General features: G+C 31.6%; 28 protein-coding genes and 1 pseudogene. 20 read left to right on the top strand and 9 right to left on the bottom strand.

Annotated features, from left to right (window positions below; genetic code table 11):
* Positions 1-56: 56 nt before the first annotated feature.
* Positions 57-899, bottom strand: a complete 843-nt coding sequence (locus MUA60_RS02190; protein WP_262649452.1) for a LysR family transcriptional regulator — start codon at positions 897-899, stop codon at positions 57-59.
* 97 nt (positions 900-996) lie between these two features.
* On the opposite strand from MUA60_RS02190, the gene MUA60_RS02185 reads away from it, so the two are divergent.
* The 3 genes from MUA60_RS02185 (at position 997) to MUA60_RS02175 (ending at position 3,369) form a co-directional block, all read left to right on the top strand.
* The gene (locus MUA60_RS02185; RefSeq protein WP_049319503.1) at positions 997-1,983 is read left to right on the top strand and encodes a YeiH family protein; all 987 of its coding nucleotides are present in this window, start codon (positions 997-999) and stop codon (positions 1,981-1,983) included.
* A gap of 57 nt (positions 1,984-2,040) precedes the next feature.
* The gene (locus MUA60_RS02180; protein WP_262649451.1) at positions 2,041-2,865 is read left to right on the top strand and encodes a trypsin-like serine peptidase; all 825 of its coding nucleotides are present in this window, start codon (positions 2,041-2,043) and stop codon (positions 2,863-2,865) included.
* A gap of 87 nt (positions 2,866-2,952) precedes the next feature.
* Entirely contained in the window at positions 2,953-3,369 is a 417-nt protein-coding gene (locus tag MUA60_RS02175) for a DUF2188 domain-containing protein (protein ID WP_262649449.1), read from the top strand.
* Positions 3,370-3,532: 163 nt separating this feature from the next.
* Here MUA60_RS02175 and MUA60_RS02170 read toward each other — a convergent pair whose 3' ends face one another.
* Entirely contained in the window at positions 3,533-3,943 is a 411-nt protein-coding gene (locus tag MUA60_RS02170; protein ID WP_049319501.1) for an Lrp/AsnC family transcriptional regulator, read from the bottom strand.
* A gap of 110 nt (positions 3,944-4,053) precedes the next feature.
* Between MUA60_RS02170 and MUA60_RS02165 the strand changes: the two genes are divergently transcribed.
* Positions 4,054-4,461 carry a carboxymuconolactone decarboxylase family protein gene (locus tag MUA60_RS02165; RefSeq protein WP_262649447.1) on the top strand — a complete coding sequence of 136 codons (408 nt, stop codon included), beginning with the start codon at positions 4,054-4,056 and terminating at the stop codon, positions 4,459-4,461.
* A gap of 330 nt (positions 4,462-4,791) precedes the next feature.
* Here the strand turns inward: MUA60_RS02165 and MUA60_RS02160 are convergent, their stop codons facing one another.
* Complete coding sequence (locus MUA60_RS02160) at positions 4,792-5,571, bottom strand: GH25 family lysozyme (RefSeq protein ID WP_049319499.1); 780 nt, start codon at positions 5,569-5,571, stop codon at positions 4,792-4,794.
* 33 nt (positions 5,572-5,604) lie between these two features.
* Positions 5,605-5,808 (bottom strand): DUF6440 family protein, encoded by a 204-nt coding sequence (locus MUA60_RS02155; protein ID WP_049319498.1) that lies wholly within the window; start codon positions 5,806-5,808, stop codon positions 5,605-5,607.
* Between the two features lie 71 nt (positions 5,809-5,879).
* Between MUA60_RS02155 and MUA60_RS02150 the strand changes: the two genes are divergently transcribed.
* A complete protein-coding gene (locus tag MUA60_RS02150; protein WP_049319497.1) occupies positions 5,880-6,194 on the top strand; it encodes a thioredoxin family protein in 315 nt (104 codons plus the stop codon).
* Between the two features lie 2 nt (positions 6,195-6,196).
* Here the strand turns inward: MUA60_RS02150 and isaB are convergent, their stop codons facing one another.
* The 3 genes from isaB to MUA60_RS02135 all read right to left on the bottom strand — a co-directional run bounded on the left by isaB (position 6,197) and on the right by MUA60_RS02135 (position 8,655).
* On the bottom strand, positions 6,197-6,748 hold the full coding sequence (gene isaB / locus MUA60_RS02145) for an immunodominant staphylococcal antigen IsaB family protein (protein ID WP_262649446.1): 552 nt from the start codon (positions 6,746-6,748) through the stop codon (positions 6,197-6,199).
* A gap of 228 nt (positions 6,749-6,976) precedes the next feature.
* The gene (locus MUA60_RS02140; protein ID WP_262649445.1) at positions 6,977-8,197 is read right to left on the bottom strand and encodes an MFS transporter; all 1,221 of its coding nucleotides are present in this window, start codon (positions 8,195-8,197) and stop codon (positions 6,977-6,979) included.
* A 125-nt stretch (positions 8,198-8,322) separates the two neighbouring features.
* Positions 8,323-8,655, bottom strand: a complete 333-nt coding sequence (locus MUA60_RS02135) for a YflT domain-containing protein (RefSeq protein WP_049319494.1) — start codon at positions 8,653-8,655, stop codon at positions 8,323-8,325.
* 148 nt (positions 8,656-8,803) lie between these two features.
* Between MUA60_RS02135 and MUA60_RS02130 the strand changes: the two are divergent.
* Positions 8,804-9,792 (top strand): annotated as a pseudogene (locus tag MUA60_RS02130) (siderophore ABC transporter substrate-binding protein).
* Between the two features lie 26 nt (positions 9,793-9,818).
* Here MUA60_RS02130 and MUA60_RS02125 read toward each other — a convergent pair.
* Positions 9,819-10,691, bottom strand: coding sequence for an AraC family transcriptional regulator (locus MUA60_RS02125; protein ID WP_262649444.1), 873 nt, complete (start codon positions 10,689-10,691; stop codon positions 9,819-9,821).
* A 205-nt stretch (positions 10,692-10,896) separates the two neighbouring features.
* On the opposite strand from MUA60_RS02125, the gene MUA60_RS02120 reads away from it, so the two are divergent.
* From MUA60_RS02120 to MUA60_RS02055, 14 genes are all read left to right on the top strand, one after another.
* On the top strand, positions 10,897-11,472 hold the full coding sequence (locus MUA60_RS02120; RefSeq protein WP_262649443.1) for a GNAT family N-acetyltransferase: 576 nt from the start codon (positions 10,897-10,899) through the stop codon (positions 11,470-11,472).
* Between the two features lie 487 nt (positions 11,473-11,959).
* Positions 11,960-13,267, top strand: coding sequence for an LLM class flavin-dependent oxidoreductase (locus MUA60_RS02115; protein WP_232157369.1), 1,308 nt, complete (start codon positions 11,960-11,962; stop codon positions 13,265-13,267).
* Positions 13,268-13,276: 9 nt separating this feature from the next.
* Positions 13,277-13,846 (top strand): GNAT family N-acetyltransferase, encoded by a 570-nt coding sequence (locus MUA60_RS02110; RefSeq protein ID WP_049319489.1) that lies wholly within the window; start codon positions 13,277-13,279, stop codon positions 13,844-13,846.
* 34 nt (positions 13,847-13,880) lie between these two features.
* Positions 13,881-14,507 (top strand): amino acid ABC transporter permease, encoded by a 627-nt coding sequence (locus tag MUA60_RS02105; RefSeq protein WP_048541896.1) that lies wholly within the window; start codon positions 13,881-13,883, stop codon positions 14,505-14,507.
* A gap of 9 nt (positions 14,508-14,516) precedes the next feature.
* Positions 14,517-15,275, top strand: coding sequence for an amino acid ABC transporter ATP-binding protein (locus MUA60_RS02100; RefSeq protein ID WP_262649441.1), 759 nt, complete (start codon positions 14,517-14,519; stop codon positions 15,273-15,275).
* A complete protein-coding gene (locus MUA60_RS02095; RefSeq protein ID WP_262649440.1) occupies positions 15,272-16,606 on the top strand; it encodes an MmgE/PrpD family protein in 1,335 nt (444 codons plus the stop codon). Before MUA60_RS02100 ends, MUA60_RS02095 begins: the two co-directional genes overlap by 4 nt.
* Positions 16,607-16,609: 3 nt before the next feature.
* Positions 16,610-17,383 carry a transporter substrate-binding domain-containing protein gene (locus MUA60_RS02090; protein WP_262649439.1) on the top strand — a complete coding sequence of 258 codons (774 nt, stop codon included), beginning with the start codon at positions 16,610-16,612 and terminating at the stop codon, positions 17,381-17,383.
* 423 nt (positions 17,384-17,806) lie between these two features.
* Positions 17,807-19,318: a PTS mannitol transporter subunit IIBC gene (locus MUA60_RS02085; protein ID WP_262649437.1), complete on the top strand. Its 1,512-nt coding sequence runs from the start codon at positions 17,807-17,809 to the stop codon at positions 19,316-19,318.
* Positions 19,319-19,339: 21 nt separating this feature from the next.
* Complete coding sequence (locus tag MUA60_RS02080) at positions 19,340-21,385, top strand: BglG family transcription antiterminator (protein ID WP_262649436.1); 2,046 nt, start codon at positions 19,340-19,342, stop codon at positions 21,383-21,385.
* 6 nt (positions 21,386-21,391) lie between these two features.
* Positions 21,392-21,826, top strand: coding sequence for a PTS mannitol transporter subunit IIA (locus MUA60_RS02075; RefSeq protein WP_025905499.1), 435 nt, complete (start codon positions 21,392-21,394; stop codon positions 21,824-21,826).
* A complete protein-coding gene (locus MUA60_RS02070; RefSeq protein WP_262649434.1) occupies positions 21,826-22,944 on the top strand; it encodes a mannitol-1-phosphate 5-dehydrogenase in 1,119 nt (372 codons plus the stop codon). Before MUA60_RS02075 ends, MUA60_RS02070 begins: the two co-directional genes overlap by 1 nt.
* A gap of 381 nt (positions 22,945-23,325) precedes the next feature.
* Positions 23,326-23,694 (top strand): global transcriptional regulator SarA, encoded by a 369-nt coding sequence (gene sarA, locus MUA60_RS02065; RefSeq protein WP_048541463.1) that lies wholly within the window; start codon positions 23,326-23,328, stop codon positions 23,692-23,694.
* A gap of 148 nt (positions 23,695-23,842) precedes the next feature.
* Complete coding sequence (locus tag MUA60_RS02060; RefSeq protein ID WP_262649433.1) at positions 23,843-24,379, top strand: helix-turn-helix domain-containing protein; 537 nt, start codon at positions 23,843-23,845, stop codon at positions 24,377-24,379.
* Positions 24,376-25,251, top strand: a complete 876-nt coding sequence (locus MUA60_RS02055) for an IS3 family transposase (protein ID WP_316964798.1) — start codon at positions 24,376-24,378, stop codon at positions 25,249-25,251. Before MUA60_RS02060 ends, MUA60_RS02055 begins: the two co-directional genes overlap by 4 nt.
* Positions 25,252-25,469: 218 nt before the next feature.
* Here the strand turns inward: MUA60_RS02055 and MUA60_RS02050 are convergent, their stop codons facing one another.
* The gene (locus MUA60_RS02050) at positions 25,470-26,252 is read right to left on the bottom strand and encodes an alpha/beta fold hydrolase (protein ID WP_262649432.1); all 783 of its coding nucleotides are present in this window, start codon (positions 26,250-26,252) and stop codon (positions 25,470-25,472) included.
* Positions 26,253-26,326: the final 74 nt, after the last annotated feature.

The following is a 26,326-nucleotide window of genomic DNA, read 5'->3' as shown; positions in this document are numbered from 1 at the left end:
AAAAAAACAAGCCTATCACTTTAAAACTGACTTAATCAGTTAAGTGATAGGCTTATTTATCTAAATTCATAGTTCTTAATTTCATTTACAATCGTATTATATTTATTTGTCTTGTATCTTGATTTGTTAGACACTACAAAGAAATTCCGATTTAAATCTAGGTCGTTTGTGACGATATAATCTTCATCAAATGATTTTATAGAGAAATTGGATAATATCGTATAGCCCATATTTTGTTTAACGAGTTCTAAAATTAATTGGTTATCATTAATGACTACTTTACGAGATGTTAAATTCAATTGCTGTAATAACATATCTTGATAATATCTTATTCCCGATCCTGTTTCTCTAACGTAACATCTTAATTGATTTAAATTTTGGTTTGTTTGTTTATTTTTCACGAGTAATAGTTTATCTCTTGTTAGGACTTCACTATTGATTTTGTCGTCCAGTACTGGCTTTTCGATAATGCCTAGGTCTAGTGAGTAATCTTTCAACTTACTTAATATATCAGCTGAGTTATAGATATATATATGAATATTCAGTTTCGGATATTTTGTTTGTAGATAGATTGTTAAGTCTAATAACATCGATTGACCAAATGTGTGACTCGTTCCAATGACAAATTTCCCTTTCACATCTTCTTTATGCTGATTAATTTTCGTTTGCAATTGCTCATCTAATATTGCTAGTTGGCATGCATAGTTATATAACTCTCTTCCCTCTTCTGTCAAAATAATATGCTTTCTTGTATTTTCAAAAATCTTAATTTGATATTTCTCTTCAAGTGTTTTGATATCTCTACTTATCGATGGCTGTGATTTATATAACTTTTCAGCAGCATTCGTAAAGCCTTCTTCTTCTACAATAACTTTTAAGATTTGTAATTTATCTTCCACTGCAACCACCTCATATCATTTATGTTATATTATATATTTAAAAATAGCATTTCACAAATATTCATCTTGCGATTAAACTTACGTTGAGGTGAGCATTATGTGGGAAAAATTTAATAAACGTTTTTTACTCGGTATTGGATTTACTTTTTTAGTTGCTATTGTCAGTATACTTTTATCGTATTTACCGGTATTTAACAAAGTCGGGGCACTCGCAATCGCGATTATTACAGCTATTTTATATAGACATTTCAGGGGATACCCAACGCAAATCGAATCGGGGATTGCATTTTCATCAAAAAAATTATTAAGATTTGCGATTATTTTATACGGGCTTAAGTTAAATTTATGGACGATTATTCACCAAGGTAGCACATTATTATTACTAGATGTTGGTGTCGTCGCTTTTGCGATATTGTTTATTTTGTTTTTAAATAAAATTATTAAAGGAGATAACAATTTAGTCTTGTTATTGGGTGTTGGAACTGGTGTTTGTGGTGCAGCTGCAATTGCCGCAATATCACCTATCCTTAAATCTAAAGACAGTGATGTTGGGATTAGTGTAGGTTTAGTGGCCATAATGGGTACAATATTCTCTTTAACTTACACGTTATTATTCGCTATTTTTCCAATGAATGCTGAATTTTATGGTATTTGGTCAGGTTCAAGCTTACATGAAATTGCACACGTTATTTTAGCAGCAGATGCCGGTGGACAGTCATCATTAGGCATTGGCTTATTAACAAAATTGGGTAGAGTATTTCTATTAATACCATTAAGTATTATTTTCTTAATAATCGTTAATAGAAAGAGATCACATAAAGTTTCACAAAAAATAGACTTTCCATACTTTTTAATTGGATTTTTAATTATGAGCGCTGTGAATACGTTCATTCCTATTCCTGAAGCAATATTAAATGTAATCAGTACATTTACAACACTCATCTTAATTATGGCAATGGTCGGTATCGGTTTAAATGTATCTTTCAGTGACTTAAAAACAAAAGCATTCAAACCAATGATTGCAATGCTTATAACGTCAGTCGTGTTGTCAGTAATCACGTTTATTGTCGTTGGATTTTTATAATAGAAATATAAGGGTATAACATAGTGATGATTCAATTTTGAGAAAGATTGTGATTAAATGCTGTTATACCTTAAATTATATTTAATACTCATAATTTCCATGTTCAATTATTTATTGATACAGCCTGATGTCCCTGCAACCTATAAAGATACATTTACTAAAGCAACACATCATGATTATCAAGAAGCTTTTAAATTAGGTTCACAAATTCCAAATGAGCAACTTAAAATCAAACCATTTCATTCAAGCGACAAAACTATCAATCAAGCTGTTGGTAAAGTCACATCTGATGAAACAGGTAAGTCAGGAAATGGCGCAACAGGGTTTGTCGTCGATGATCATACAGTTATCACAGCTTCACATGTTGTAAGTGATGATGACGGAAATAAGGAAAAGAAACAATTTTATTTCTTTCCAGCTAAATCTAATCAATATACACCGATGAAATTCAAGATTAAGCAATTTTATAAATCAAACGAAAGAGATGTCGCAGTACTCATTACTGAAAAATCATTAACACCTAAAATAAAACCTTTAACTATAGCAGCTGAACGTGAAATTCAAAAATTGAAACCTAAATCAACACTATTTATGGCAGGTTATCCAAACGAAGAACCATATGACGGACAAAATATGTATCAATCAAAAGGATTCTATCTTAAACCAACTCAAGACTATATCGAATATATCGGACACATGCATCGAACAATAGGATTTTCAGGATCTCCAGTATTTAATCATGATAATCATGTCATCGGTATACATGCACATAGCATTCGTCCAACAGAAAAAGTTAAAAACCCATCAACTAGAGATGTTTACACAGGTGGACCACTCATTACCGGTGAAACACGAAACTTTGTAAATAAATACCGTAAATAATTTATACACTGCACCATTGTATCCGTTTAATAAATTAAAATAGTGGTATTCAATAAGTGTGTGTCTATTATGAAAGGATGATGAAACATGCCATGGACTATGGACGACTATCCCCAAACTTGGAAAAACTTTGATCAACTTGAAGGAAAGAAAGCTATTGATATTGGCAACGCAATGTTATCCAACGGGTACAAAGAAGAAGATGCCATTCCAATTGCAACGAAACAAGCAGAAGATTGGTACAAAAACGCATCTAAAGAAGATTTAAATGAATTGAAAGATAAGAAAATTACACAACATAAACAAGATAAATCTGCCAATCCTCAGTTAAACGATAAAGATATACATGTCTATTATGAAGACGATCAATGGAAGATAAAAACTGATGGTGCTAAACAAGCTAGCGAAACCTTTGATAAGAAAGAAGATGCTATGAAGCGCGCTCGAAACATCGCTAGCAATCGTGACACAGAGATTATTGAACATAAGAAAAATGAATCCTAATGACAGAAGACATAATCAGAAATGTATCCATAATGGAAAAAGAACAGTTCCCAAAATAATCTTAGGAATTGTTCTAATTTTTTCGATAAATAATACTAAATAACTATTAATTAATAATCGTAAAGTGAGTTATATTTATTATGATTTCTGTAACCCTCTCTTTTTATATTGTTCTTGAAAATATAAATTGTGTCTTAGTATGCCCATAGTATTGTGATTTATCAATAAATTCTTCAACTGCTTCCATGGTTTCAAAATGCATTTTAAAAACAAAGCAACTGTCTCCTGAAATCCTATAGCAGAATTCAACATTATCCAGATTTTTTATGAAAGTTTTAAAATCTGCGTAAAGATTATTCTTTATAGTAATATTAATAATTACGTCTATTCCAAAGCCAAGCGAGTTATAATTAATATCTATTGTATATTTTTCTATTATATTCAAATCTTTCATTTTATTAATTCTCTCTCGTACAGATGGTATAGATAAATTAACCATTCTACTTATGTCACTTAAAGAAGTTTTGCTATTTTCTTCAAGTATGTTTAATATTTTTCTATCTGTTAGGTCCATTCTCACTATCCCTTTAAAAATTATTGATATATACATATTATACCTTAAATTCCATATGTATTTTATCGCTTTATTATATTAAAATTCATTACATGGAAAGGAGAAGTTATATGACTATAATTCAAGGCTCAGCATATGGAAAAACTCCATTTCAAAAATTACTTGGTTACAATAATAGAGTAATGACTAATTGGAGTAAACTAGGTGAATCGCTAGAAGAAACACATTTTTTAAATCGAGAATTGAAAGAAGAAATACGTAGAATGTTAGCACAAAAAAATGGTTGTTTATATTGCAAAGCAAAGGGCAAACCAAGTAACAATTTGACCGATAGTAAATCAGTAGTCTGTATTGGTTTTACTGAAGTTTATATGAAATTAGGAACAAATATTCCAAACTATACTATAAAAATACTAAAAGAAGAATTATCAGATGCGGAAATAAGTGAGTTAATTTCATTTATAACATTTACTACATGCCAACAGAGTTTTGGAGCTATTATGCAGTTACAACCATAATAGAAAATAGAATGAACAATATAGCTTAAAGGAATTTATACTTTAATATTCAGTCGTAGAGTTATTTTGAAGATGATTAATTAAATGATGCGAAAATACTCTATTATTGTATAAAGCGTTAGTTTTTAACGATTTTGTAAGTGCTGACGCCTGTGGGGATAGTATGCGTGAGAGACTACTGGCTCGAACCATACCCTAGGCAAGCATGCACGAACAAAATCGCAAATTAAAACCCATTTCACAACAATCGTCCATTATGGCCCTGTCCCATAATGGAAAAAGAACAGTTCCCAAAATAATCTTAGGAACTGTTCTAATTTTTTATGCTCATTAATTTATAAACCAGCTTGTTTGCACATTTGGTCCTAGTACATTTGCATCGACATTTTGATCAAGTTCCGATGAATAGTAACTATCTGTGTATTGCCATAATACATGCTCTCTTTCAGGTTGTGTCTCTTGATATGAGGCTAACCAGTAACCATCATAAGAACCAACAGCATTCGCTGTATGATTAACCATAAAGTCTTCATAAGAGTATAGTAATACTTTCTTATCGCCTGAATACTTCCTCATTTCATTCAACCAAGCGAGTGTACTTGCATTTGTATCTCCTGAAGCAACTGATTCTTCCTCATAATCATTGATATAAAAACTTGCATTAGGCGCTCTATTATATAGCGATTTCGCTTCTGTTCTTGCTTCACTTGCATTTTCATACATACTATATGTATAAACACCATACTTCATATTATTGGCAGAAAGTAATTTTGAATTTGTATCAAATGCTGCATCTTTATAGTCTGAACCATATTGTGCTCTTAAAATAATAAAATCATAATTGGCTTTAAGCTTTTTAACTTGTGCTGATGTTAATTCTCCTTGCCATTCTGATAAATCAAGTATTGAATCATCTTTAGCTACTGTCGAAGATTCCTCTATTTCTTGTTTGTTTCTAAAAGTATTTTGATTTTCATTTTCTATGTATTTCTTATAACCATGACCCATCGTCCCCTCTTCTTGGGCCGCTTCTACTTTTTCAGATGATACATTAATGATAAGCATCATCGTCACAACTGTTATCATCATTTTTAGAAATCTTCTAGACATTTCTATACTCCTTTGTCTTTGATGCATATTTTATTAAACTTTATCTATTACAGGTTTTCCATTTTCATCTAACAATGGCGTTAAACCACTGCCTGTACCCACCCAAGCATTGATATAATTAACACCTGTTTCACGATCAACAAGAATCGAAATGCGACCTAATCCTTTAACATTATCTACCGATTTAACAAAAAATCGAATATTATCTTTTGAATCATTATCTTTGTTACCAAACATATTTTTTCCTCCTTTTCTCATATAATGGTATAATATTTGCCATTATAATTAAATGATAGGAGCTAAATTTCATGAAAATCATCACAACTTTTGATGAATTAAATAAACAGATTGATGCACATACATTCACACTAATCTACGTATCTAGCCAGAATTGTTCGGTATGTAAAGTGGATCATCCAATCGTACAAAAAATGGCGGAAGACTATGACATTCCAGCATACGAAATTGTTGCTAACCAAATGCCAGAAGCAGTCGGACAATTAAATTTATTCACTTCACCTGTCGTATTACTTTATTACAACCAAAAAGAAGTTCACCGACAAGCCCGTATAATAGACTTTGATGAACTTCAATATCGTATAGAACAATTTAACAATCTATAACACTATTCAACAATCGTATAGAAATCAATTCTCGTTACAGTACCTGTTTCGTCAGAAGTGAAGGCAATTTTATAACCATTTAAACTCCAAGAATATTGACCTTCAACACTTCGTGGACTGCCTGATTTACTGAAATCTGTACCGTAAGAATCAACAACATCATCTATCGATAAATTAAATTGATTTGCATTTGTCGGTTGTGCATTAACATCTAAACCATAGTTACTATATACATTTAAATTTTGATCATATAAATTTATATTTTTAGCCTCATCTTGATGTTCTTTAGCATAATCTTCATGTGCAGGTGTTTCATATCCATTTAACGTGAAATTACCTGATTCAAATCCTTTTTTGAATGTATCCGTTATGAAAAATCCAGGATCATAACTCACATATCCATTGTAATAAGAAGTATAAGGTTGAGAAGCTTGGCTATCCATATTACTGTTGCTCGCCGCATCAACGGAATGACCGTTACCCGCTGCGCCTACCGTAAATACTGTCGCTACTGCTAAACCGGTTGAAACAAAAACTTTTGAAAATTTGTTCATTCGATTACTCTCCCTTTATATAGATTATGTATCATAAGATGATACACCTTCATCCTACACTTTTAAATTTCAATTACAAGGAATATTAAATAAAACATTTATTTGTTTTTATTACTTTTGTTTAATAGTAATCATTCCAATGAATTCAAAAACCCCAACCCGATATTTTCGAGTTGGGGTTTAATACATACTTTATTCTAAAACTTCTTTTGCTTTGTCAATAATGTATCAAATTACACCGTCATGTTTTTTGATAAATGTGTAAAGATATGCCAAGATAAAGCATAATATTGCTGTAATACTGAACGAAATAATATAGAATACTGAATTAAAGTCAAAGAGTATACCTGCAACTAAAATTCCAAAAGGCATCATTACTTGTGACATTGTTTGTGACAATGCTAAATATTTACCTTTTATTTGCTCTGGTACATTTTTTTGTACATAAATGTTTATCGGTACATTACTCAGTACAACGCCGCTTCCGATAATAAATATACTTATAAAATATATTACAAGTATCGATAAATTATATAAATCTGTTATAAACGGAATACATAATATGAGTATTCCCACAGCTAAAGTAATCATGGCAACTTGCATATTTGCTACAAGTGTTCCTTTATTCTTTAACTTAGGATAAATCAAACCAAACAATATACCTGCTAGAGGAAATCCTGTTTCAATGATTCCTAATTGTTTAGAATTCATATTAAATATAGTGACAAAACTTCCTGGAATGCCTATCGTAACGAAACCAAACATAAAGTTAATGATAGAACCTGATAATAGAATTAAAAATATATCTTTATTTGATTTCAAAAATTTAAATACGACTTTATAGCTGTTAAAGAATGTATCCTTAGCTTCTTCATAGACTTTATTTGCCGGACCTTTATTAAACGCAATATTAAGCACTATTATTAATGAAATGAGCTCAGTTACAAACATAATAATCATAAAAGTCTTAATATCGAAATAAGCGTATACTATTCCACCTAAAATTGGAGCACCTATTTGTAATACATTCTGAATGACGTTTCTATATGAAACTGTTTGATCTATAAAACGTTCACTTACTAAACTTAACAAACCACTGTTAAAAGTGAGTGATACAGCCATATCTGTGACTGTTAAAATGATTACAATTATGTATATGTATAGAAGTTGGTTTAAACTATTTGGTATTAAGTAAATACTTATAATTGAGAAAATCGAAATGCACTGCATAGATATTATAAATGCTTTTTTATTAATCTTATCTATATAATATCCGATAGTAGTGCTACCCAAAATAAATATGAGCGAATATATAATCATAATATTAGAAAATGCTTGTACACTTCCTGTTATCTTTAAAACATGAAATGAAAGCGCAAATGTAAATAATTTACTGCCAATAATGCTAAAAAAGGTAAATAAAATAATAAATATATAGTTTTTCTTCATAGTGCATACCACCGTATAATGACTTACTTTAATTATATACAAATTATTCTATATGTGGAATAAGTAATTATATAGGTATTAAAAACCCCAACCCGATATTTTCGAGTTGGGGTTTAATATATACTTTATTCTAATACTTCTTTTGCTTTGTCGTCTTTGGAAATTAGGAATACTTTTCCTTCGTCCATTTTTTCTTCATAATCTTCTGCTTGTTCTTTGGACAAACCTATTTCTATTAATTTAGCTCTTAGTTCGTCACCTTGTTTATCAAATGTTCGACCTAAGTCTTTGTTGTTGTAATCTATATTATCATAGTCTGTATGCTCAACGATTCGTGCTGTTCTGTCATCGTCATGTGATAGTACAAAAATATCTGGTGGGTTAATATTTAGTTCTTTCAGCTTGTTAATGTCATTTTCCAATGTTTCATCATTGATATAACTTTTTACGACTGTCATGAATAAATCCCCCATTTCTATTTTATATTATTAATGTTCCCGTCTTATGTTTATTAAAACATCACTAGATTTTAAAAATAGCACTTGTTATTCTTAAATTATTTTGTATAATTGAGAAATTTTATCAATTATAAAATGGGAGGCAATCATGAAAAAGTATATTACCATCATCGTTTGTGTACTTTTATTATTATCTGCGTGTAGTAATAGTAAAGATGAAGTCAGTCATAAAGATACTGTAACAATTAAGAAGACTTTTGAATATAAAGAAAAGAATAAAGATCATAATAGAGGCAAGAAAAAAACGGAAACTGTAACAATACCTAAGAATCCTAAAAAAGTTATTGTCATGGATTATGGGGCTTTAGATATTATGAAAGATTTGAAATTACAAAAACATATAACAGCTATTCCTAAAGGTCCAAATGGTGATTTCTTACCAAGTTATTTATCAGAGTTTAAAAATGATAAATATACCAATTTAGGAAATCCTGGTAGACCTAATTTTGAAAAATTGCTGAAGAAAATCCGGATTTAATTTTAATATCATTTAGGCAAGCTTATACTAAAAACTTAAAAGAATTTAAAAAAGCTGCGCCAAATGCAAAAGTACTTTACGTGAGCCCAGATGATGATCGTTACATAGAATCTATTAAGGAAAACGCACAAAATATTGGAAAAATATTCGATAAAGAAAATGAAACTCAATCACTCATAAAGAAACTCGACCAAAAAGTTAAATCTGTAAAAAGTAAAGTGAATGATGATACCGTTATGTTTGCCAATGTTGATCAAAAAGGCATTAAGACATACGGTAAAACTGGTAGATATGGTGGCTTCTTAAGTGGTGATTTAGGTATCAAGCATATTGACCCTGACATGCCAGCGAACTCAAGCGGATAGTTAGTGTCATATGAATATATTGCTGAAAAGAATCCAGACAAAATCTTCTATATAAATAGAACAGATGATGATTCTAAAGGGTTACCACAAGAACTTAAAAATCCAGTCATAAAAAACGTCAGTGCAATCAAAAATAAAAATATACTGAAATTTGATTCCAATACATGGTTCTTCGGTTCTGGTGGTATTAGTTCAACAATTAAACAATTAGATAATATAGAAAAAGCTTATTGATGAGAAAAAGTCTAGGGTATGGCACCCTAGACTTTTTCTATACTTCTAACTGCTATCCAAATTTCACTGTAAGCTGTTTCTTCCTGGCTATTCATTTTTGTAAATGAGAAATTTGGTACATCTTCTAATTCATACCCAGAAGATGGTAGCCATTCTGCATAAATGCTTGCCATAGTATTTTGCATTGTAGATGGGAAATGTCCTTCATTAGGAAATACAGCCCAAGTATGTGCTTCAACTTCAAAAACATCTAATAACTCACGATTTATTTCTACTTTATCAGTAATTACACCAATCATATGAGTTAAGTATCCTTCTTCTTTTTCAAAATATGCATCAGCATCATAAGAAATATTTAATACTTCTTTTGGTTCAATATTATTAAGTGTATGCATATATGATTTTTGTTCGTTTGAAATACTATTTGCAAGCTCTACAATACTTTGATTTACACCTTCAAATTGCATAGGTATCTTTGTTGAAACACCGCCAAATTTAATAGCAGGTTTATTTTCAATTCTGTATTCCATATCTATACCTCCTCTTATACTTAGCGTAAAAGTAAGTTTAGGGAATGATTTTATACTTGCAAGATGAATCGCATTTGATGGCAAAGAACCTGTCCAATTTTTAAATGCGCGACTAAATCCATCTACTGAATGATAACCATATTTAAAGGCTACTTCTGTAACAGATTCACCATTTTTTAAATCAACATTAGCTGATGACAATTTACGCTTTTTAATATATTCACTCAAGGGCATACCAGATATTGCCTGAAATATTTTCCGAAAGTGATAATCCGATATACATACATATTTAGCAATATTTTCAATAGATAAGTCATTTGTTAAATTATCTTCAATATAATCTAATGCTTTATTTAAATCATCTATCATTCCATTCCCTCCTTACATGGTTAATCATAATTTATTACTATAATATTTACTCGACGTTATATAACCAAATTATATCGGATAGTATTCATTACCTCTAATAATCCATGAATAGCATGCATCGTTATTGTAAGTTTCCTCTATAAACCTAGGAAATTAAAGTATATAATATGATTAATTATACATATTTTTACAAAGGGGATTTTTAATGTATACAGATAAAGAATTAACATTCCGTACGAATAGGTTGACGATTCGACCTTTAAACTATGATGACCACAAAGGTTGGATTGAAGGCTTTGAAAATCGCTACCCTTCACAATATAAACATGACAATGGAAAAATCAACATGGAGGAATGTGACGAAACTTGGTTTAAAGAACTCGTTGATAAACAACAAGAACTCATTAAACAAGATGATACGTTTATATTTGGTATATTTTTAGAAAATGGCAAACATGTAGGCATGCTGGATATTAAAGTATTAAGCAGATCAGACTTCCAATGGGGAGAATGTGGCTATTTCTTGCACAATCAATTTTGGAATCAAGGTTATGCATATGAAGCTATGAAAGAAATCATTAATCAATGTTATAAAACATTAAAACTTCATCGCATAGAAACACATATTAATGTAGATAACGAACCTTCTAAAAAGCTCATTAAAAAATTAGGATTTGAATTTGAAGTATTGAGAAAGAACTTTATATATGAATTTGATGAATGGACAGATAACGAAGTATATTATATTAATTTACATAACGAAAAATTGATTGAATCTTAAAGATTGAGCGACCCGAAAACAATGTTTTCGGGTCGCTAATTATTTTTATCGGCCTGCAAATCCCGTTTTCGGGTCGCTATTTTTATTTATCGGCCTGATAATCTCGTTTTCGGGTCGATAATTTTATTTATCGGTCTGGTAATCCTCATTTCTGGACCGGTAATTTATTTTATCGGTACATATTTCCCGTTTCTGGACTGACAATTCCCACGTAACGGTCTAGAAATCTCCGCCAACATAATACCTCAATCCATCCACCTTATTTTAATATATTTCAATAATATTATTAATCAAATCACACTTACATAAATCCGATTTAACAAGCATGACATTCAATTTTTTATATCATCTTACAAATGTTCACAAATAGTACATTATTTTAATATTAATCCCTAATAAAATAGTCAGATTTTATTGACAATTGTTAAAATTAAGTGGCATTCTTTATATCTTATTAAAACTATCGGATTAAAATGTTTAGGAGGATATTATGACAACACATAAACATATAAAACTGGGTCTCTTTTTAGCGGGATATGGTCATCATGTGGCGAGTTGGCGCCATGAAAATGCTATTGAAAAGGGTCCTATGGATTTAACTCATTTAATAAATACTGCGCAATTAGCTGAGAAAGGTTTATTCGATTTAGTCTTTCTTGCTGATAGCTTATTCGTATCTGAAAGTTCACACCCAAATATATTAAGTAGATTTGAGCCGTTTACGCTTTTATCTGTTCTTTCTACAGCAACGACTAATATCGGATTAGCTGCTACTGCCTCTACTACATACAGTGAACCTTTCCATATTGCACGTCAATTTAGTTCTTTAGACCACTTAAGTCATGGAAGAGCTGCTTGGAATATTGTAACTTCTTCAATAACTTCTACTGCTGAAAATTTTAATGGTACTAAGTTAATGGAACATGAATTACGTTATGAACGCGCAAATGAATTTGTTGAAGTAACGAATAAGTTATGGCGCTCATGGGATAAAGGTGCTTTAGTTCGCGACAAAGAAACTGGGGCTTTTATTGATGCTTCAAAATTACATACGATTGATCATGAAGGGAAACATTTCAAAGTTAGAGGTCCTTTAAATATTGAACGTTCTCCACAAGGAAGACCATTATTAATACAAGCTGGTTCTTCTCCTACAGGAACAGATTTAGCTTCAAAAGTAGCTGATGTTATTTTTACAGCACAAACTCAAATTGAAGATGCTCAGAACTTTTATAAACAGTTAAAAGAGAAAGTATCTAAACAAAATCGTAATCCTGAAGAAGTATATATCATGCCAGGTTTATTCCCTATTTTAGGTGACACTGAAGAAGAAGCGCATCAAAATTATCAAGAAATTCAAGACTTAATCTTACCTGAAGTTGGATTAAGTATATTGGCACCTTATGTTGGAAATATCGATTTATCACAGTATGACTTAGATACTAAGTTTGCTGATTTAGATCTATCAACAGGTAACGGTGTTCAAAGTCGATTTGAAATTATTCTTAAAGAAGCGATTAAAAACGATTTAACTTTAGAAGAAGTTTATAAAAAAGTTGCTGGTTCTAGAGGTCACCATATCTTTGTCGGTACACCAGAACAATTAGCAGATAAGATGGAAGAATGGTTTAAATCTTCTGCTGCAGATGGTTTCAACATTATGCCACCTATTCTACCTTCACAATTTGAATTATTTATCAATAACGTTATACCAATTTTACAAGAAAGAAATTTATATAAAGAAACATATTCAGAAGGCACATTACGACAAAAATTAGGCTTAGAAAATGAATAGAGGTGCGCAATGGAAACAATCGTTAGACGTGCAACTGAAGATGATATTTATAACTTAATCAATTTGATGTACGAAGCCTACGAGCCCATTCGAGCACTAGGTATTAACTTTCAGTCTGCTAACCCAACCGAAGCTTCAATACGTAAAAATTTAGAAGAAAATATTTGTTTCGTACTTGAATCTGGTGATGAAATTGTCAGTACACTTTCATTAAGGATGCCATGGAGTGACAATCCTGGACCATACTATTTCCCTCATATATGGTGGTTCGCAACATCACCTAAATATAAAAATAAAAAATTCGGGTCAAAACTTTTAAATTATGTAGAAAATGATTACTTACTGAATCATTTAAACGTTCCAGCCGTTTCACTCGGAACTGCTGATCATCATCCATGGTTAATAGATATGTACGTCAAAAAAGGCTACCAAAAATTTGGTAAGCAAGACTTAAAAAAAGGACATATCACGCAATATTTAGTGAAAGTCCTTAACCAAGACAAATTTAAAGGCACTGAAGAACTTAAAGAAAAATTTAATCAAGTCATATTCGAAGAAGGTGAAACAATTGAAATTTGATCCAATATATTTTCTACAAACATTTCCAAAATTAATGCCCTATTTACCTATTACATTGTCACTAGCTGTAATTTCACTAGTCATTTCAATATTAGGTGGATTAGTTATTGCATTGATTTTACGTACTAAATTACCCGTACTTAAAGAACTCGCCCTACTATATATTTCGTTCTTTAGAGCCATTCCGAGTTTAGTACAACTGTTCTTAATTTATTACGGACTACCACAACTTATTCCAGGTATGAGAGTTGTTGATGCTTTAACAGCAGCTGTTATAGGTTTAAGTATTAAAAATGCAGCTTACTTAGCAGAAATTTTCAGAGCTGCTATTACATCAGTAGATAAAGGTCAATTTGAAGCAGCCCATTCTATCGGACTCAACAAATTCCAAACTTATCTTAAAATCATACTGCCACAAGCAACACGTAATGCCATACCAGCATCAGGTAATATTTTTATCGGGTTAATTAAAGAAACATCACTTGTATTTACATTAGGTGTTACTGAAATATTCGCTAAAAGTAAATTATTATCTGCCGCTTCATATAAATATTTAGAAACATTCTTAGCTGTCGCAATTGTATATTGGTTAATTACGATTATATATACATACTTGCAAAGTTTATTAGAGAAAAAACTCAACAAACCTTATGAAAGTTAGGTGACATTCATGATTTCAATACGAGGTATTAAAAAATCTTTCCACAAAACACCTGTATTAAAAGGTATAGATATAGAACTTAATAAAGGTGAAGTCCTTGCAATTATTGGACCGTCTGGATCAGGAAAGTCCACTTTGTTAAGATGCTTGAACTGGTTAGAAGTACCAGATGAAGGCATTATTTCAATAGATGATGTAACAGTAGATGCCGAAAACTATAAAAAGAGACAAGTTCAACAACTTATTCAAAAATCAACAATGGTATTTCAGCATTATAATCTTTTCAAAAATAAATCCGTTATAGAAAATGTAACACAAGGACTTATTACGACTAAAAAGTTACCTAAAGATGAGGCATATTCAATTGGCGAAAAATATTTAGATCAAGTCGGTTTACTAAAATTCAAAGATAAATATCCTGCAACTTTATCTGGAGGTCAACAACAACGTGTTGGTATAGCTAGAGCATTAGCTATGGACCCAGAATTATTACTTTTTGATGAGCCAATATCTGCGCTTGACCCTGAACTTGTTTCAGGTGTTCTAAAAATCATTAAAGACATTGCTTCAATGCAGAAAACAATGATTCTCGTAACGCATGAAATGTCATTTGCAAAAGATGTTGCAGATAAAATCATTTTTATGGAAGATGGAAACATTATTGAAAGTGGAACAACTGACGAAGTGTTTATTCAGTCTCACAATTCTAGAACACAATCATTCATCAATAAAATTGAAACTGAACAAGATGAAGAGGTTCTACAATGACAGATACAGAAGCATTAGTTGAAAGGATTTATCGTCAGTCGAAACATATTTCTACTATTGAAAGAGATAACGCCATCACTGGCATACTTGACTTTATAGCAACAACTTACAGTGCTAACAATCATCATAAAGTCAATGATTTAATAAGTTTCATTCAAGAAGAAGAATCAGGCAATGCATCTATCATAGGATATGAAGCTCAATTGTCACCTTCAAATGCGGCTTTAGTGAACGGTTTTATTGCACATATATTAGACTTTGATGATGTTCACTCAAGTATGAGAGGTCATCCTACAGCTGTTATACTACCGAGTTTATTAGCAGTTGCAGAAAACGATACGCAAACTTTCAAACACTTTATTGATAGTTATATTATCGGTGTCGAAATGGCTACTCAAATTGGCGAAACAATTGGTGCTTGTCACTACGAACAAGGTTGGCACTCAACGTCAACAATCGGTTTATTAAGTGCAACTGCTGCGTGTTGTTACTATTTAAATTTAGATGCTCCTTCATTTGCGAATGCTATTGGAATAGCTGTTACACAAGCAAGTGGTTTACGTAACCAATTCGGTTCTGACGTTAAACCATTTCATGTTGGACTTGCATCTCAAAAAGCCTATTTAGCAGCGCGTATTTCACAGAAACGTGTACTTGAAGGTAATAAAAATATGATGCCTGCTTTTTATGAATTGTTTGGTACATCAGATTGTTCATTTACGCAAATCATTGAAAATTTTGGCGATCAATGGTCAATTACACATCCAGGAATGTGGTACAAACTTTATCCATGTTGCTCAGCAAATTACCATTTAATCGATGCTATTAATACTATTAAACAAACACATCATATTTCCCCGGAAAAAGTAGAATCTGTCAAAATTACTTTTCCTACGAACGGTGATGCAGCATTAAAGTTTAAATCACCAGAAACTGGCTTAGAAGGTGCTTTTAGTGCTGAATATGTATCAGCACTTTTATTACTGAATCAAGAATTAACGGTGGATCAATTTTTGAATAAACCTATTAGTTATGACGTTAATCAACTTATGGAGAAAATCGTTAGACACTATGATGATGACATTCAACCAAGTCCACATGCCCTACCGAAAAATCGATTTACAATCGTTGAAATAACTTTAGTGACGGGTGAACAGTTTAAACAAAGAGTGGATGCACCTAAAGGTAGTCCATATAAACCATTAACGAAAGACGAACATCTTACTAAACTCAAACATGCATCTTATAAACATTGGGAAAATATTCATGATTTCTATGAAATTAAAGATACTAAAATGTTACAAAACTATATATTTAAAGGAGAAATATAAAATATGAAAAAAATATTAACATTTTTACTAATTGGCCTCATCGTGTTGGCAGGCTGTTCAAACGATTCAGGCAAAAAAGATAAAGGTACAATTGTCGCTGGTACTACAGGACAAAGCTATCCAAATTCATATGAAAAAGATGGTAAATTAGTTGGTTACGACATCGAAGCATTTGAAAAAATCGCTCACGAAGCTGGTTATAAAGTTAAATGGGTAAAAGCTGACTTCTCAGGACTTATGGGACAATTAGAATCAGGAAGAATTGATACAATAGCAAATGCTGTGGCAACAACAGATGAGCGTAAAGAGAAATATCTCTTCACAGATGCATACTCATATATCGGTAGCCAAATCATTACATCATCTAAAAATAAAGATATTAATAACTATAAAGATTTAAAAGGTAAAAAAGTTGCAGGCGTGTTAGGTTCAAATCACACAGAAGCATTAGAGAACTTTAATAAAGAAAATAATTACGGATTTAAAACTAAAACTTACGAAAACCGTGAAGGCGCCCTACTTGATTTAGAAAACCAAAGATTAGACGGCTATGTCAATTCAGACTCAGTATCAGCTGCAGATAAAAACAAACGCGGAAAAGAAATTAAATTTGTAGGTAAACCATTTAATGTAGTCGGAACAAGTTTCCCATTCACAAAAGAAAATAAAGATCTAAAAGAAGACATCGATAAAGGCGTTAAAAAACTTAAAAAAGACGGCACACTATCTGACCTATCAGATAAATACTTCGGTACAGATACAACGAAAGAAAAATAAAGAATATAGGTGAGGCTGAGACGAATTTTATCGTCCCAGCCTTTTTGCGGGTCGCTAAATTTTTTTATCGGCCTGCAAATCTCATTTTCGGGTCGGTAATTATTTTTATCGGTCCATATTTCTCGTTTCTGGACCGATAATTCCCACGCATCGGTCCAGAAACCTCCTCTTCTCCTCCCTCTTCTTCTATTTCATTTTTATTTCCTAATTTTATATTCCATAACAGTATGAAGCGTCTCTTCAAAAGTGTATAATTACATCACAAGTGTATATAGGCTATTTTAATCCCCCAAATAAATATTTATGACACGCATGTCAAAATGGATGTGACAAAGTTGCATTTACTAATCATTGTATATGTACATACATCTTCGTATGATTAAGTTACAAAATACTTTTTATATAAGGGAAGGTGTGTTCAATATGGCAGAACAATCTGAAAACAAAAAAGGCATTGGTCCTAAGGTTCAAGCTTTTGGTTCATTTTTAAGTAGTATGATTATGCCAAACATTGGTGCTTTTATTGCTTGGGGGCTAATTACAGCACTGTTTATTAAAGATGGTTGGCTACCTAACGAAGAACTTTCTTCAATGGTTGATCCAATGATTAAATATTTAATTCCATCACTTATTGCATTTAGTGGTGGTCGTTTAGTTCACGGTTTACGTGGTGGTGTCGTTGGTGCGACAGCTACTATGGGTGTTATCGCGGCATTCCCAGATACGCCGATGTTAATCGGTGCAATGATTATGGGTCCATTACTTGGTTGGTTAATGAAAAAAGTTGACCAATTCTTAGTTCCTAGAACACCACAAGGCTTTGAAATGTTATTCAATAACTTCTCAGCTGGTATTCTAGCTTTCATCATGGCGATTGTTGGTTTCAAAGGATTAGCGCCATTAGTTGAAGGACTTATGAAAGTCTTAGGTATGGGTGTTGACTTCTTAGTTTCTCATCACTTATTACCATTAGTAAGTATTATTATTGAACCAGCTAAAACAATATTCTTGAACAATGCAATTAACCACGGTGTCTTAACACCTCTTGCATCTGAACAAGTAGCTCACGCTGGTAAATCTATTCTTTATACTTTAGAATCAAATCCTGGACCAGGTTTTGGTATTCTATTAGCTTATATGGTATTTGGTAAAGGTACTGCAAAAGCAACTTCATATGGTGCTGGTATCATCCACTTCTTAGGTGGTATTCATGAAATTTACTTCCCATATGTTTTAATGCGTCCTTTATTATTAGTTGCCGTTATTTTAGGTGGTATGACTGGTGTTGCAACATTTAGTATGTTCGACTTCGGTACTACTGGACCAGCATCTCCAGGTTCAATCTTAGCTTATATCGCTATTACACCTAAAGGTAGTTACTTAATTATGTTACTTGGTATCTTCCTAGCAACATTAGTTTCATTTGTAGTTGCATCTATCATCTTAAAATTCACTAAAGACCCTGAAGGCGACATTGAATCAGCTACTGCTGATATGGAAGCTCGCAAAGGTAAAAAATCTTCTGTTAGCGGTGCTTTAACTGGTTCTAAAGAACAAGAAAAAGGTGAAACTTCTGAAGATACAGAAGAAAAAGATGAATCTGAAGAACTATTAGATCAATATGACACGGAAAATATTGATGCACATGATTTCTCTAATGTTAAAAAAGTTATCTTTGCTTGTGACGCTGGTATGGGCTCAAGTGCTATGGGTGCTGGTATGTTAAGAAATAAATTCAAAAAAGCTGAATTAACTGATATTGAAGTTACAAATACAGCTATTAACCAATTACCAGATGATGCTGATGTTGTCATTACGCAAAAAACATTAACAGATAGAGCAATTAAGAAAAATCCTAAAGCTATTCATATTTCAGTAGATAATTTCTTAAATTCACCAAGATATGAAGAATTAATTAACGAACTCAAAAAATAATTTTAAACAAAGGAGTGAAGAATGATGATGATCAGTAACCGGGAAAAGAGTATTCTCAAATTACTATCTGAGCGTCTTCACTCTTTTTTAACAATTCATGATATTGCACAAGCACTTGGTATTTCCTCTCGAACTGTTCATAGAGAGATGAAAAGTGTTGAAGATACACTGAATAAATATCACTTATCTCTGACAAGAGTTCCTAAATTAGGATTACGAATTGAAGGAGAACCAGAAGACGTTGATAATTTTGTACAATCATTGACTGAACAAAATACAATTGATTTATCTGATGAAGAAAGAAAAGTTATTATTCTATACAACCTTATTCAATCTAAAGATCCAGTGAAATTATATAGTCTTGCGAATGAAATTGGTTCATCTACGCATACACTGAACAAAATCATCGAGCAATTGGAACCTGAATTACACACATTTGAACTTTCATTAGAACGAAGACGTGGCGAAGGTTTGATTCTGAATGGTGAAGAAGTCAACAAAAGGCAGTTACTTGCTAGAATCATGTTAGAAAAATTAGATGGTGACAGCGTGTACTCTGTAGTTGAAGATCATTTCGTATATCATACGTTAAACGAAACACATCTTCGAGGTATTGTTGATATAGATAGATTGTTTAATGTTGAACGCTTGTTAATGGATGAACTTGGTACATTACCTTATACATTAACTGAAGCAAGTTACCTCACATTAACGATTCATATCGTTTTAGCAATTGAACGTATTAAGCAAGATGGACATGTAGAAATTGAGGATGATATTTTAAATGAATTGATTTCGACGGATGAATTTAAAGTATCAGAGAGACTTACCAATGTATTAAGCGATATATATGATGTGACATTTAATCATTCTGAAATTGCTTTTATTACAATGCATTTAAGAGGCGCAAGACGTCGCCATGAAACAACTTATGAAAACAATGATATTCATAAGCAGCGCGTTACCGAACTTATAGAATTTGTAAAAGATCAAGGATTTTCATTTAAAGATGAAGAAGCCCTATTCAAAGGATTAAATTTACATTTAGAACCTGCGATTAATAGACTTGAGGCAAACATTGAAACCTACAATCCGCTTACCGAAATGATAGAAACCTATGATCAAGAGTTATTTGAAGCTGTTTCATCAGGTTTAAAGATTGTATTCATAAATTATCATTTTCCAAAAAGCGAAGTTGCTTATATCGCACTTCACTTTGGTGGCATGTTACAAGCAAAACAAAGACGTTCATTACATGTACTCGTTGTATGTAGCAGTGGAATTGGTACAAGCCGTATTCTATCCAATCGTTTGAAACAACATTTCTCTGAAATCACGCAAACTACCGAAGTTTCTGTCAGTAGTTTGAAGTCGATTGATTTTTCAAAGTATGATGGCATGATTTCAACTGTAGCTGTAGACACAAAGTACCCACATATTACAGTGAATCCTTTATTACCAAAGCAAGACGCTGAAAATGTGAAATACTTTTTGAAATTACAGCAATCTGTTGTCCATGATCCTCAAAATACGCAGAATCAAGAACAACCACTATCATATGAAGATTATGATCGCACTGTAACTTTTATAGAAGAAAGTTTGGCACTGATTCAAAATATGATCGTTGAAAAGAAAAAAGTAACACAGTTAGAACGATATCTCATTCAAACACTATCGAAGCATCGTGTGATTGACAATACACATGCGTTCAGTGAAAAGCTTAATAGCCGAATGAATTTACAAGGCTTTGCATTAACTGGTTATCCAGTTGCTATTCCTCATCTTTCTGATGAATCAATCAAAAAGCCACAATTGATTATTACGGAATTAACAAAACCATTAATGCTAAAAACGATTGAAAATGAAGAACAAGAAGTAAATTGGCTTGTATGTATGTTTATTCCGAGAAATTCGGAACAAGGTCAACTTATGAGCGAAGTGTCATCCTTAATTACAGAACATTTGGATGATATTGATCAGTTGTTAAATGATAGAGTAAAGATAGAGAACACACTCAAATCATTTTTCTTAAATAAATTAAAACAAAAACTAACGAAAACGGAGTGAATTAACATGACAAAATTATTTAATCCAGAAAACATTTTTATGAATCTTTCAGTAAATTCTCAAGAGGAAGCTATCGAAAAAGCTGGCCAAGCATTAGTTGAAGAAGGTGCTGTAACTGACAAATATATTACTGCAATGAAAGAACGTGAACAAATCGTTACAACATATATGGGTAATTTCTTAGCTATTCCACATGGTACAGATGAAGCTAAAACTGAAGTATTAAAATCAGGTCTTGTATTACTTCATATTCCAGATGGCGTAGATTGGGATGGCAATGAAGCTAAAGTAGTCGTTGGTATCGCTGGTAAAGATGGCGAGCATTTAGATATTCTTTCTCAAATCGCTATTGTATTTAGTGAAGAAGAAAATGTTGAACGTGTTATCAATGCACAATCTAAAGATGAAATTCTTGCAATCTTTGAGGAGGTTGAACTTTAATGAAAGCCATTCACTTTGGTGCTGGTAACATCGGACGTGGCTTCATAGGTAAAGTATTAAATGACAATGGCTATGAAGTAACATTCGTCGATGTTAACGAAACAATTATTAATCAAATTAATGCAGAAAAAGCCTATCAAGTTGTTATCGCAAATGAAGAAAATACTAAAGAACCTGTTTCTGGTGTTAAAGGTATCAATAGCATTACTGAAACAGACAAATTAAAAGAAGCGATTTTAGAAGCAGATGTCATTACGACAGCTGTTGGTGTAAATATCTTACCTATTATCGCTAAATCATTTGCATCATTCTTAAAAGAACGAGAAGCTGGTAAACCATTAAATATCGTTGCTTGTGAAAATGCTATTATGGCAACAGATCAACTGAAAAAAGCCATTTTAGATATTACGGGTCCTTTATCTGATGACATTAGCTTCCCTAACTCAGCAGTTGACCGTATCGTACCTCAAGGTCAAAAAGAAGGATCATTAGACGTATTAGTTGAACCTTTCTTTGAATGGGTTGTAGAAGCTTCAAAATGGCAAGGTACACAATTACAAGATGTACACTATGTTGATGATTTAACACCTTATATCGAAAGAAAATTATTAACAGTTAATACAGGCCATGCTTATTTAGCATACTTTGGTCAATACAAAGGTTACAATACAATTCTTGAAGCGATTCAAGATGAAGAAATTAATGCAGGTTTACGTGAAGTATTAAAAGAAACAAGTGAATATCTTGTTTCTAACTTCGATGAATTTACGAAAGAAGACCAATCTTACTATGTTGAAAAAATAATTGGTCGTTTCCAAAACCCATATTTATCTGATGATGTAACAAGAGTTGGTCGTGGCGTATTACGTAAAGTTGGACCAAACGATCGTATCGTTAAACCGCTAGTAGCATTATCTAAAACAAATAAAAAACATTCTGAACTCGTTAAAGCACTTTGCTATTTATTAGAATATCAAGATGAAAACGATAAAGAAACAGTTGAGAAAAACGACTATATCAAGGAACATAGCGTTGCTGAATTCTTAAGTAAATATGCAGAATTAGAATCAGATATTATCGAAGAAGTAATCATTCAATATACTTCAATCAATAAATAATTTTTAAGAAGTCGTATGTTAAATACGACTTCTTTATATGGTTAATTTTATAATATTCTCATTTAATATAGGCATATTTCGTAATTTTCAATTTATTTTATTGATAGAATTAATAATAACCTTGCACTTTAATTTTTTGAGATTATATTATACCTACCTTTCGTTTGTGACAGTTATATTATTTATATTATTATTTAATTAAATCCTACTCTTATTAGTTTACATACAGTTATTTTTAGGCTAAAATAAGTAAATAATTGATAAACTTTCTTTATGAATTAAAAATTTAAAACGCTTCCATGTTGATAATGCGAGGCCTTACCACCAAACTGTATTATTTCAATTACAGAAGCAAAATACTCACTTCTAGGGGGATTCAAAATGGCAATTTCTAAAATAGAAAATTGTTCCGATTTATTAGCACTTGTAACATACGTGGACAAATTAAAATCAATCATTAAAAAGGATTTTTCACTTAGTTTTGAAGAATTCGCAGTATTAACTTACATTAATGAAACAGACGATGAAGAATATCATCTTAAAAAAATCATTAGCAAGTTAAACTACAAACAACCACAAATTGTAAAAGCAGTTAAAAACTTATCACAACAAGACTACTTTACAAAAAGAAGAAATGAATATGACGAGCGTACAGTTTTAATTCTAGTTAATAAAAAACAACGTAAATCAATTTCAGAAGTGCTTGAAAAAATCGATAACGAAATCGCTAAGACTGAAATTAACGATTAATATGAACGAAGCGGAGACATTCTATGATGTCTCCGCTTTTTTGTGGGATGTGGCGGGTGTGATCTGGGCTTTACTCACTACTTAAGCCATGACTGATGTGAACCCAAATATTTTAACTAAACAAATCAAAATATAGGGGTGCATTCTAATGAGGAAAAAATATGAATTTAAATTCAAACTAAAACTTGTAAAAAAATATTTAGAAGGACATCAAAGTTATAGAACAATTGCTTTAAAATATGGTATTTCAAGTTGGTCTGTCCTTCGGATTTGGGTCAATCAATATAAAGAGTTTGGAGAAGAAGGTTTAGAAATAAAAAGTAGAAATACTGTTTATACTAGCGAATTTAAATTATCTGTTTTAAAATTTAGACAAGAAAATATGTTGTCTTATCAAGATACTGCGAATCACTTTAGAATTATTAATCCTATTATCATTGCCAATTGGCAACATCAATTTGATGAAAAGTGTCGTCTTGATATAGATAATAAACAAAAGGGACGATCTCACACTATGACTAAAAAACGATCTAAATCAGATAATAAAAATTTACCTTTAAATGAAAATGAACGTGAAGAACTTGAAAGACTTAGAAATGAAAATGAGACGTTAAAGGCAGGTATAGCTTATCAAAAAAAGTTACAAGCCTTGACCGACATTTACGGAAGCAAAAATCAGAAATAGTAAAGGTCATTAAGGAACTAAATGAAACATATAATATACGATTAAGTATCTTATTTAAAGTCGCTCAAATAGCTAAATCTGTATACTATTATTGGATAAATAAATTTAGTAAAGCTGATAAAGATGAAACATTGATTCAAGTAATAAAAGAAATATGTGAAGAATCAAACCATACCTATGGTTATCGTCGTGTTACACAAGCACTAAGAAATAGAGGTCTTATCGTAAATCATAAAAAAGTACTAAGAATTATGAAAGAACATAATCTAACTTGTACAAAGTTCACACATAGAGGTCGTAAGTATCGTTCCTTTAAAGGTAAAGTTGGTAAAGTAGCTCAAAATATATTAAATCGTAGATTTAAAACAAGTCTCCCATTTCAAAAAGTCGTAACAGATATTACAGAGTTCAAATTAATGAATGGTCAGAAATTATATTTATCACCTTTTATGGACTTATATAGTTCAGAGATTATCAGCTTTAAAATCTCAAGTCGTCCTACATTAGATATAGTCATCAATCCATTAAAAGAAATGATAAAGCGTCGTCCAAACCTAGATCATCGTTTAACGATTCATTCAGATCAAGGCTGGCATTATCAACATTCACAATACACTAGATTATTAAAAGACCATAAAATATTTCAGAGTATGTCTAGAAAAGGTTATTGTCTAGATAATTCAGTTATGGAAAACTTTTTTGGGTTACTTAAACAAGAAATGTATTATGGCCAAGAATTTAAAGATTTTCAGGACCTTGAACAAGCTATTCATCGATATATCGATTTTTATAATAACGAAAGAATCAAATCAAAATTAAAAGGCTTATCTCCCAAAAATTACAGGAGACAAACCTTTGAAATAATATACTAATTAAGGTTTAGATTTTTGGGTTCAGTACAGATTTGGTCGATCTCTTGGCTTTACTCACCACTTAAGCCAGACTTCAGCTATCTCTTGGCTTTACTCACTACTTAAGCCACGACTTCTCAATCACTCATCCTCCCCAAAACTACTTCTACCCCCCCACACCTTCCTCACTCTACCAATAAAGTGAGCTAAGACATCATCAAGTGCCCTAGCTCACTTTATTATATGACTTGTTTATCTCTTACTGGTTGGTTTAAAAAAGATGATACGACTTGTTTGAATTTTTCACTTTCTTCAATAAATGGTGCGTGCCCTGAATGTTCAAATATTTCTGTTTGGGCGTTCTTTATATTTTCCGAATCATTATCAATATCAAAAGGATCATGTTTACCTTTCACGATAAGTGTTGGTATGTCTATATGATCTATTTTGATATTTATACCATTTATAGATCTAACAGAAATTGCATCTTCTTCTGGTGTCATTCGATAATATTTTTTCACTTCTTGATACCATTTAAAAGTCGATTTAACATCATGAAATATTTCATTGAACAATATTAACATTGCTTCTTCTTTACTAAATCCTGCGACTTTATCTCTATGTTTGGCTATTAATTTAATAAGTGGTTGTTTACCTTGATTGGAAATTGAAGATACGAGTACTAACTTTTCTACTTTATCTTGATGTTGGTTTGTAAATTCTTGTGCAATGACGCCACCCATATCATGTCCTAATATATAAGCTGATTCTATGTCTTCAGCATCCATTAAATCTACAATGTCATCTATATGATTTTGGATGGAAATTTCTTGTTGTTTATCTGATTTACCATGTCCCCTAGAATCCATTGTATATATTGTAAATTGATCTTTCAGAAGCTGTACTGTTGAATTAAATGTCGCTAAATTCATATTTAATGCATGTAACATAATTAATGGTTTCCCTTTACCGTGTTTTTCATACACTATATGAGTCCCATCCCTTGTTAATAATTCTCCCATAATGAGTACCTCCCTACTTTACAGTAATAATATACCCATTTAACAATTTTTCACACTTATAATATTAAGTTAAT

It is taken from the genome of Mammaliicoccus sciuri, from assembly GCF_025561425.1.
In the GTDB taxonomy this organism is placed as follows: Bacteria; Bacillota; Bacilli; order Staphylococcales; family Staphylococcaceae; genus Mammaliicoccus; species Mammaliicoccus sciuri_A.
Note: the sequence above shows the minus strand (reverse complement) of the source record. Positions and strands in the feature narration are given on the sequence as shown.

Excerpts from the sequence above, each read along its gene's own strand:
- MUA60_RS02185 (WP_049319503.1), top strand. The coding sequence starts at position 997 with ATGTGGGAAAAATTTAATAAACGTTTTTTACTCGGTATTGGATTTACT.
- MUA60_RS02180 (WP_262649451.1), top strand. The coding sequence starts at position 2,041 with ATGCTGTTATACCTTAAATTATATTTAATACTCATAATTTCCATGTTC.
- MUA60_RS02175 (WP_262649449.1), top strand. The coding sequence starts at position 2,953 with ATGCCATGGACTATGGACGACTATCCCCAAACTTGGAAAAACTTTGAT.
- MUA60_RS02170 (WP_049319501.1), bottom strand. The coding sequence starts at position 3,943 with ATGGACCTAACAGATAGAAAAATATTAAACATACTTGAAGAAAATAGC.
- MUA60_RS02165 (WP_262649447.1), top strand. The coding sequence starts at position 4,054 with ATGACTATAATTCAAGGCTCAGCATATGGAAAAACTCCATTTCAAAAA.
- MUA60_RS02160 (WP_049319499.1), bottom strand. The coding sequence starts at position 5,571 with ATGTCTAGAAGATTTCTAAAAATGATGATAACAGTTGTGACGATGATG.
- MUA60_RS02155 (WP_049319498.1), bottom strand. The coding sequence starts at position 5,808 with ATGTTTGGTAACAAAGATAATGATTCAAAAGATAATATTCGATTTTTT.
- MUA60_RS02150 (WP_049319497.1), top strand. The coding sequence starts at position 5,880 with ATGAAAATCATCACAACTTTTGATGAATTAAATAAACAGATTGATGCA.
- isaB (WP_262649446.1), bottom strand. The coding sequence starts at position 6,748 with ATGAACAAATTTTCAAAAGTTTTTGTTTCAACCGGTTTAGCAGTAGCG.
- MUA60_RS02140 (WP_262649445.1), bottom strand. The coding sequence starts at position 8,197 with ATGAAGAAAAACTATATATTTATTATTTTATTTACCTTTTTTAGCATT.
- MUA60_RS02135 (WP_049319494.1), bottom strand. The coding sequence starts at position 8,655 with ATGACAGTCGTAAAAAGTTATATCAATGATGAAACATTGGAAAATGAC.
- MUA60_RS02125 (WP_262649444.1), bottom strand. The coding sequence starts at position 10,691 with ATGATAGATGATTTAAATAAAGCATTAGATTATATTGAAGATAATTTA.
- MUA60_RS02120 (WP_262649443.1), top strand. The coding sequence starts at position 10,897 with ATGTATACAGATAAAGAATTAACATTCCGTACGAATAGGTTGACGATT.
- MUA60_RS02110 (WP_049319489.1), top strand. The coding sequence starts at position 13,277 with ATGGAAACAATCGTTAGACGTGCAACTGAAGATGATATTTATAACTTA.
- MUA60_RS02105 (WP_048541896.1), top strand. The coding sequence starts at position 13,881 with ATGCCCTATTTACCTATTACATTGTCACTAGCTGTAATTTCACTAGTC.
- MUA60_RS02100 (WP_262649441.1), top strand. The coding sequence starts at position 14,517 with ATGATTTCAATACGAGGTATTAAAAAATCTTTCCACAAAACACCTGTA.
- MUA60_RS02095 (WP_262649440.1), top strand. The coding sequence starts at position 15,272 with ATGACAGATACAGAAGCATTAGTTGAAAGGATTTATCGTCAGTCGAAA.
- MUA60_RS02090 (WP_262649439.1), top strand. The coding sequence starts at position 16,610 with ATGAAAAAAATATTAACATTTTTACTAATTGGCCTCATCGTGTTGGCA.
- MUA60_RS02085 (WP_262649437.1), top strand. The coding sequence starts at position 17,807 with ATGGCAGAACAATCTGAAAACAAAAAAGGCATTGGTCCTAAGGTTCAA.
- MUA60_RS02080 (WP_262649436.1), top strand. The coding sequence starts at position 19,340 with ATGATGATGATCAGTAACCGGGAAAAGAGTATTCTCAAATTACTATCT.
- MUA60_RS02075 (WP_025905499.1), top strand. The coding sequence starts at position 21,392 with ATGACAAAATTATTTAATCCAGAAAACATTTTTATGAATCTTTCAGTA.
- MUA60_RS02070 (WP_262649434.1), top strand. The coding sequence starts at position 21,826 with ATGAAAGCCATTCACTTTGGTGCTGGTAACATCGGACGTGGCTTCATA.
- sarA (WP_048541463.1), top strand. The coding sequence starts at position 23,326 with ATGGCAATTTCTAAAATAGAAAATTGTTCCGATTTATTAGCACTTGTA.
- MUA60_RS02060 (WP_262649433.1), top strand. The coding sequence starts at position 23,843 with ATGAGGAAAAAATATGAATTTAAATTCAAACTAAAACTTGTAAAAAAA.
- MUA60_RS02050 (WP_262649432.1), bottom strand. The coding sequence starts at position 26,252 with ATGGGAGAATTATTAACAAGGGATGGGACTCATATAGTGTATGAAAAA.